The organism is Rhodococcus sp. IEGM 1379, assembly GCF_030056815.1.
Taxonomy (GTDB): domain Bacteria; phylum Actinomycetota; class Actinomycetes; order Mycobacteriales; family Mycobacteriaceae; genus Rhodococcus_F.
Genome location: NZ_JASHKR010000142.1, coordinates 1 through 6,210, shown reverse-complemented (window position 1 = coordinate 6,210; position 6,210 = coordinate 1). Strand labels below are relative to the sequence as shown.

Here is a 6,210-nt window from a genome sequence, read left to right as displayed (position 1 = left end):
GCGATGCACGTCGACGAGGAACTGAACGAGGACGGCACCGTGCGCAAGCCGGGCCAGGATTACTACCTCAAGCCGATGAACTGCCCGATGCACAACCTGATCTTCCGTGCGCGTGGCCGCTCGTACCGTGAATTGCCGTTGCGGCTCTTCGAATTCGGCTCCGTCTACCGCTACGAGAAGTCCGGTGTCATCCACGGACTGACTCGCGTGCGCGGCATGACTCAGGACGATGCCCACATCTACTGCACCCGTGAGCAGATGCGCGACGAGCTCACCACCACACTGCAGTTCGTTCTCGCACTGCTCAAGGACTACGGCCTCGACGACTTCTACCTCGAGCTGTCCACCAAGAACCCGGACAAGTTCGTCGGCAGCGACGAGGTCTGGGAAGAAGCAACCGCGACACTGGCCGAGGTCGGTCAGGCTTCCGGTCTGACGTTGGTTCCGGACCCGGGTGGAGCTGCGTTCTACGGCCCCAAAATCTCGGTTCAAGTCAAGGACGCGCTCGGCCGCACCTGGCAGATGTCCACCATTCAGCTCGACTTCAACCTGCCGGAGCGTTTCGACCTCGAATACACCGGCAACGACGGTGTCAAGACCCGTCCGGTCATGATTCACCGTGCACTGTTCGGCTCAATCGAGCGGTTCTTCGGTGTGCTGACCGAGCATTACGCAGGTGCTTTCCCGGCATGGCTGGCTCCCGTGCAGGTTGTCGGAATCCCGGTGGCCGAGGCCTTCGCCGATCATCTCTTCGACGTCACCAAGAAGCTCAAGTCGGTCGGAGTGCGCGCCGAGGTCGATTTCAGCGACGACCGGATGCAGAAGAAGATCCGCAACCACACCACGCAGAAGGTTCCGTTCATGCTCCTCGCGGGCGAGCGTGACGTGGAAGCCGGCGCTGTCAGCTTCCGTTTCCGCGACGGCACCCAGATCAACGGCATCCCCGTCGACGACGCGGTTCGAATCATCACCGAATGGATCGCGCGCCGCGAAAATGCTTCCCCGACTGCCGAACTGGTGCAGCCAAGTGTGGCGCCATGACAACGCCTGATGACGATGGCCCGGGTTCGCTGATCGACTACGGCGTCGGCGATCCCGATCATCTGCAGCGTATTTGGTCGCCGCACCGCATGTCTTACATCGCGGAGGCACCCAAGACGCCGGGCGTACCTAACGAGCCGTTCATCGAGATTCCCAAGATGAGCGACGAAGAGGGTTTGATCGTCGCGCGCGGCGAACATGTGTACGCGGTGCTGAATCTGTACCCGTACAACCCAGGCCACCTTATGGTGGTTCCGTACCGCAAGGTCGCAGCACTCGAGGATCTGACGCCCGAGGAAAGCGCCGAGTTGATGGCGTTTACCCAGCAGGCGCTGCGTGTGATCAAGCGGGTGTCCAACCCGCATGGTTTCAACGTCGGCCTCAACCTCGGTGCAGCGGCCGGTGGTTCGTTGGCCGAGCATCTGCATCAGCATGTGGTTCCTCGCTGGGGCGGCGACGCCAACTTCATCACCGTTCTGAGCGGCGTGAAGGTCATGCCGCAGTTGTTGCGTGACACCCGAGGGCTACTTGCGCGGGCCTGGAATGACTGACGATTTGTCGCGAGAAGGGGTTGTTCGGTGCTGAGTATCTTCGGACGCGCATCGGTGTCCAAGGTGACGGCACCGATGGGTCAAGCGCTGATCAAAACCGGTTTGACTCCCGATGCGGTGACAATCATCGGAACGGTCGCGACGGTTGCCGGTGCGGTGACGCTGTTCCCGTCCGGACACTTGTTCTGGGGAACCCTCTTCATCTGGTTCTTTGTCATGTTCGACATGCTGGACGGTGCGATGGCCCGTGCGCGTGGCGGCGGAACGCGGTACGGCGCGGTTCTCGACGCCACGTGTGATCGCGTTGCCGACGGCGCGATCTTCGCCGGCTTGGCCTGGTGGGCGGTGTACCACGAAAACAACAAATGGCTGTTGGTGGCGACGCTCATCTGCCTCGTCACGTCGCAGGTCATTTCCTACGCGAAGGCTCGCGCCGAAGCGAGTGGACTGACCGCGGACGGCGGCTGGATCGAGCGTCCGGACCGTCTGGTCATCGTGTTGGTCGGCGCCGGACTCGCCGGAATGGGATTGCCCTGGGCTATCCACATCGCCATGTGGGTTCTCGCTGCGGGCAGTATCGTGACAGTTTTCCAACGGGTACTCGCGGTGCGGAATTCGCCGGGGGCTCGGGAGTTACTGCCGATCACACCACCGGCACCCAAGACTGAAGGTGAGTCCGACAAGTGAGTGTTGCCGAGCGCGCTACTGATCTGGGTTACGCCGCTGGTTGGCGTCTGGTTCGCAGTCTTCCGGAGTCGGTGGCAGTCAAGCTTTTTGACGCCGGCGCTGATTTTGCGGTCCGCAAGGGTGGACCGGAACAGTTGCGTCGCAACTTGGCGCGCGTGCTCGGCACAACTCCCGAGAATGTGCCGGATCAGTTGATCAAGGACTCGATGCGCTCGTACGCACGGTATTGGCGCGAGGCTTTCCGTCTACCCTCGATGGATCTGGTGGAGACGGGTAAGGCACTGGATTCGCTCATCGAGGGACAGGAATACCTCGACGCTGCGATGGCCGCCGGGAACGGCGCCATTCTGGCCTTGCCGCACAGCGGAAACTGGGACATGGCGGGGGTGTGGTGCGCCCAGCACTGGAACGGTTTCTCTACCGTCGCAGAACGTTTGAAGCCGGAATCGTTGTATCAACGATTTGTCGACTACCGCGAGAGCCTCGGTTTCGAGGTGTTTCCGCTCAGTGGTGGCGAGCAGCCACCGTTCGTGGAGCTCTCGAAGCGGCTGCAAGACAACCGGATCGTCTGCCTGCTCGGTGAGCGGGACTTGGCGAAGCACGGTGTGCCCGTCAATTTCTTCGGTGAACCGACCCGGATGCCGGCCGGTCCGGCAAAACTGGCCATCGACACCGGCGCCCATCTACTTCCCGTGCACTGCTGGTTCACACCCGACGGTTGGGGATTCAAGGTCGATCCGCCCATCGACGTGTCCGGCGGAGTCGGCCCGGCCACCCAAGCACTCGCAGACCAGTTTGCGATCAATATTGCGGCGCACCCGGCGGACTGGCACATGCTGCAACCGCTCTGGCGTTCCGACCTCTCCGAATCGCGGCTCGCCCGCATGGAGGGTGAATGAAAATCGGCATGATCTGCCCGTATTCGTTCGACGTGCCCGGTGGGGTGCAGGCGCACGTGGTGGACTTGGCCGAGGTTCTGATCGAACGTGGCCACAAGGTCAGCGTCCTGGCGCCGTCGTCGGATGATGACGAACTTCCGGATTTCGTCGTCTCCGCCGGTAAGGCCGTCGCGATTCCGTACAACGGTTCGGTTGCTCGTTTGTCCTTCGGTCCTACAGCCAATGCGCGCCTGCGTAAGTTCATTGCCGACGGTGACTTCGACGTCCTGCACATTCATGAACCGAACGCACCCAGCTTGTCGATGCTGGCGTTGCGTATCGCCGAAGGGCCCATCGTCGCCACATTCCACACGTCGACGACAAAATCATTGGCACTGAGCACCTTTCAAGGTGTTCTGGCGCCGTACCTGGAAAAGATCAGCGGACGCATCGCAGTCTCGGAGTTGGCGCGTCGCTGGCAGGTCGAATCTCTCGGATCCGACGCGGTGGAGATCCCGAACGGCGTCGACGTTTCCGCATTTGCCGACGCGGCACTCCTACCGGGTTATCCGCGTGAAGGTGGGACGGTCCTGTTTCTGGGTCGCTACGACGAACCGCGCAAGGGGATGGCCGTGCTGCTCGGTGCATTGCCGGCGTTGGTCGAGCGCTATCCCGATGTCGAAGTCATTGTGGTGGGGCGCGGGGACGAGGAAAAACTCCGCAAGGATGCGGGCCAGTACTTCAAGCATGTGCGTCTACTCGGCCAGGTCAGTGACGAGGAGAAGGCGTCGGCACTACGTAGTGCCGACGTGTACTGCGCACCGAACCTGGGTGGGGAGAGCTTCGGAATTGTGTTGGTCGAGGCAATGGCTGCCGGTACTGCTGTGGTAGCCAGCGAACTCGACGCATTCCGCCGGGTACTGCGTGACGGTCAAGCCGGATTGTTGGTTCCGATCGGGAATTCCGATGCCCTTGCTGAGGCGATCGACTCGGTTCTCGGTGATCCGGACCGACGGCGGGCATTGGTCAATACGGCGACCGCTGTTGTCGCCGAATATGACTGGCCGGTTGTTGCCGAACAGATTCTTCGTGTGTACGAGACAGTGACAGTGGGCGGCAGCGGCGTGCATGTGGTGGGATCGTGACTTTTTCGGCACTCACAATATTTGTCCTCGGACTCATTGCCGCCATTGTTCTCGTCATTGGGCTGTGGGCTTACGGGACGGCTAACCGGCTGGACCGACTGCACGTCCGCTCGGACCAGTCGTGGCTGGCACTCGACGCGGCGTTGTCGCGGCGTGCTGCAGTGGTTCGTGCCGCTGCAGTCGACATGAGCGCTGATGACGCCCGAAGGTTCGTGACCTTGGCCGACGCTGCCGAGCGGGCTGATCGACCGGACCGAGAGTTGGCCGAGAACAAGCTCTCCAACGCTCTGGCTGCCTATGGAACGACGTCCCTGCGGCCTCAACTTGTTGCCGAGTTGGCCGACGCCGAAGCTCGGGTACTGATTGCTCGCCGATTCCACAACGACGCCGTCCGGGATACTCTCGCGCTTCGAACCCGCAGGCTCGTCCGTTGGCTCCACCTTGGTGGAACAGCGCCGCTGCCACAGTATTTCGAGATCTCCGAGCGGACGACGGCGGCTGGCGTCCCCGAGGGAATCACCGTCGACACGTCACGAACGTCGGCACGCGTCGTTCTGCTCGACGAGCAGGACCGGGTGCTTCTGCTTCGCGGACACGATCCGCAGATTCCGAACTCGCATTTCTGGTTCACGGTCGGCGGGGGATTGGAGCGTGGTGAGCAACTCCGGGCGGCTGCAGTGCGTGAGATCGCCGAGGAAACAGGATTGGTTGTCACAGGAGAGGACCTCCGGGGTCCACTGTGGCGCCGTGTTGCGATCTTCCCGTTCGACGGGGAGTTGATCCGGAGCGAAGAACTCTTCTTCACCACGCGCACACACGGATTCACGCCCGTATTCAAGGGCCACACCGAATTGGAGCAGCGGGCAATTTCCGGATTCCGTTGGTGCAGTGCCGATGTCATCCGGGAACTGTCCAAATCCGGAGAACCCGTTTACCCGCTTGACCTGGCAAATCTGCTGGCCGAAGCTGCGACAATCGCAGACGGAACCGAAGACCCGGCCGTACGCTCGATTCGCTGATCCCGCAACTGAGGTGATTCAAGGCCAGCAAAGCGAAATTGGCTACGGATTTAAGGTCCGGTTCGTTCTAGAGTTTTGGCGTTCGATCATCACGCCACTACTGCAGGAGTTTGCTGTGAGCACCCCCGGTTCTGCCCCCGTAACTGCCGTCGGCACTGCGCGCGTCAAGCGCGGCATGGCTGAAATGCTCAAGGGCGGTGTGATCATGGACGTGGTCACCGCCGAGCAGGCCAAGATCGCCGAAGACGCCGGCGCCGTCGCCGTCATGGCACTCGAGCGGGTCCCCGCAGACATTCGCGCTCAGGGCGGCGTCTCGCGTATGAGCGACCCCGACATGATCGACAGCATCATCGCCACCGTCAGCATCCCCGTCATGGCCAAGGCACGTATCGGTCACTTCGTCGAAGCGCAGATCCTGCAGAGCCTCGGCGTCGACTACATCGACGAGTCCGAGGTTCTCACCCCGGCCGACTACGCCAACCACATCGACAAGTGGAAGTTCACCGCTCCCTTCGTTTGTGGCGCCACCAACTTGGGTGAAGCACTGCGTCGTATCAACGAGGGCGCGGCAATGATCCGCTCCAAGGGTGAGGCCGGCACCGGCGACGTCTCCAACGCCACCACTCACATGCGTACCATCCGCGGCGAGATCCGTCGTCTCACCTCGATGAGCGAAGACGAACTGTACGTTGCGGCAAAGGAACTGCAGGCTCCGTACGAGTTGGTCGTCGAGGTTGCCAAGGCCGGCAAGCTCCCCGTCACGATGTTCACCGCCGGGGGCATCGCCACCCCCGCCGACGCTGCGATGATGATGCAGCTCGGCGCAGAAGGCGTGTTCGTCGGTTCGGGAATCTTCAAGTCGGGTAACCCGCAGCAGCGCGCCGAGGCA

7 protein-coding genes are annotated in these 6,210 nt (G+C 61.9%); all 7 read left to right on the top strand.

Going from position 1 to position 6,210, the window contains the following annotated elements; all coding sequences use genetic code 11:
- Positions 1-1,041 (top strand): threonine--tRNA ligase (thrS, locus tag QM600_RS28605; RefSeq protein WP_283265121.1); only part of this gene is annotated, 1,041 nt, incomplete at its 5' end.
- Positions 1,038-1,592 carry an ATP adenylyltransferase gene (locus QM600_RS28600; protein WP_283265120.1) on the top strand — a complete coding sequence of 185 codons (555 nt, stop codon included), beginning with the start codon at positions 1,038-1,040 and terminating at the stop codon, positions 1,590-1,592. The genes thrS and QM600_RS28600, both read left to right, overlap by 4 nt.
- A gap of 27 nt (positions 1,593-1,619) precedes the next feature.
- Positions 1,620-2,279 carry a phosphatidylinositol phosphate synthase gene (pgsA, locus tag QM600_RS28595; RefSeq protein ID WP_283265119.1) on the top strand — a complete coding sequence of 220 codons (660 nt, stop codon included), beginning with the start codon at positions 1,620-1,622 and terminating at the stop codon, positions 2,277-2,279.
- A complete protein-coding gene (locus QM600_RS28590; RefSeq protein WP_283265118.1) occupies positions 2,276-3,178 on the top strand; it encodes a phosphatidylinositol mannoside acyltransferase in 903 nt (300 codons plus the stop codon). Before pgsA ends, QM600_RS28590 begins: the two co-directional genes overlap by 4 nt.
- Complete coding sequence (locus QM600_RS28585) at positions 3,175-4,302, top strand: glycosyltransferase family 4 protein (RefSeq protein WP_283265117.1); 1,128 nt, start codon at positions 3,175-3,177, stop codon at positions 4,300-4,302. Before QM600_RS28590 ends, QM600_RS28585 begins: the two co-directional genes overlap by 4 nt.
- The gene (locus QM600_RS28580; protein WP_283265116.1) at positions 4,299-5,321 is read left to right on the top strand and encodes an NUDIX hydrolase; all 1,023 of its coding nucleotides are present in this window, start codon (positions 4,299-4,301) and stop codon (positions 5,319-5,321) included. The genes QM600_RS28585 and QM600_RS28580 overlap by 4 nt, the downstream gene beginning before the upstream one ends.
- Before the next feature lie 115 nt (positions 5,322-5,436).
- The coding region (gene pdxS, locus QM600_RS28575) for a pyridoxal 5'-phosphate synthase lyase subunit PdxS (RefSeq protein ID WP_283265115.1) at positions 5,437-6,210 on the top strand (774 nt) is incomplete at its 3' end.

Excerpts from the sequence above, each read along its gene's own strand:
- QM600_RS28585 (WP_283265117.1), top strand. The coding sequence starts at position 3,175 with ATGAAAATCGGCATGATCTGCCCGTATTCGTTCGACGTGCCCGGTGGG.
- QM600_RS28600 (WP_283265120.1), top strand. The coding sequence starts at position 1,038 with ATGACAACGCCTGATGACGATGGCCCGGGTTCGCTGATCGACTACGGC.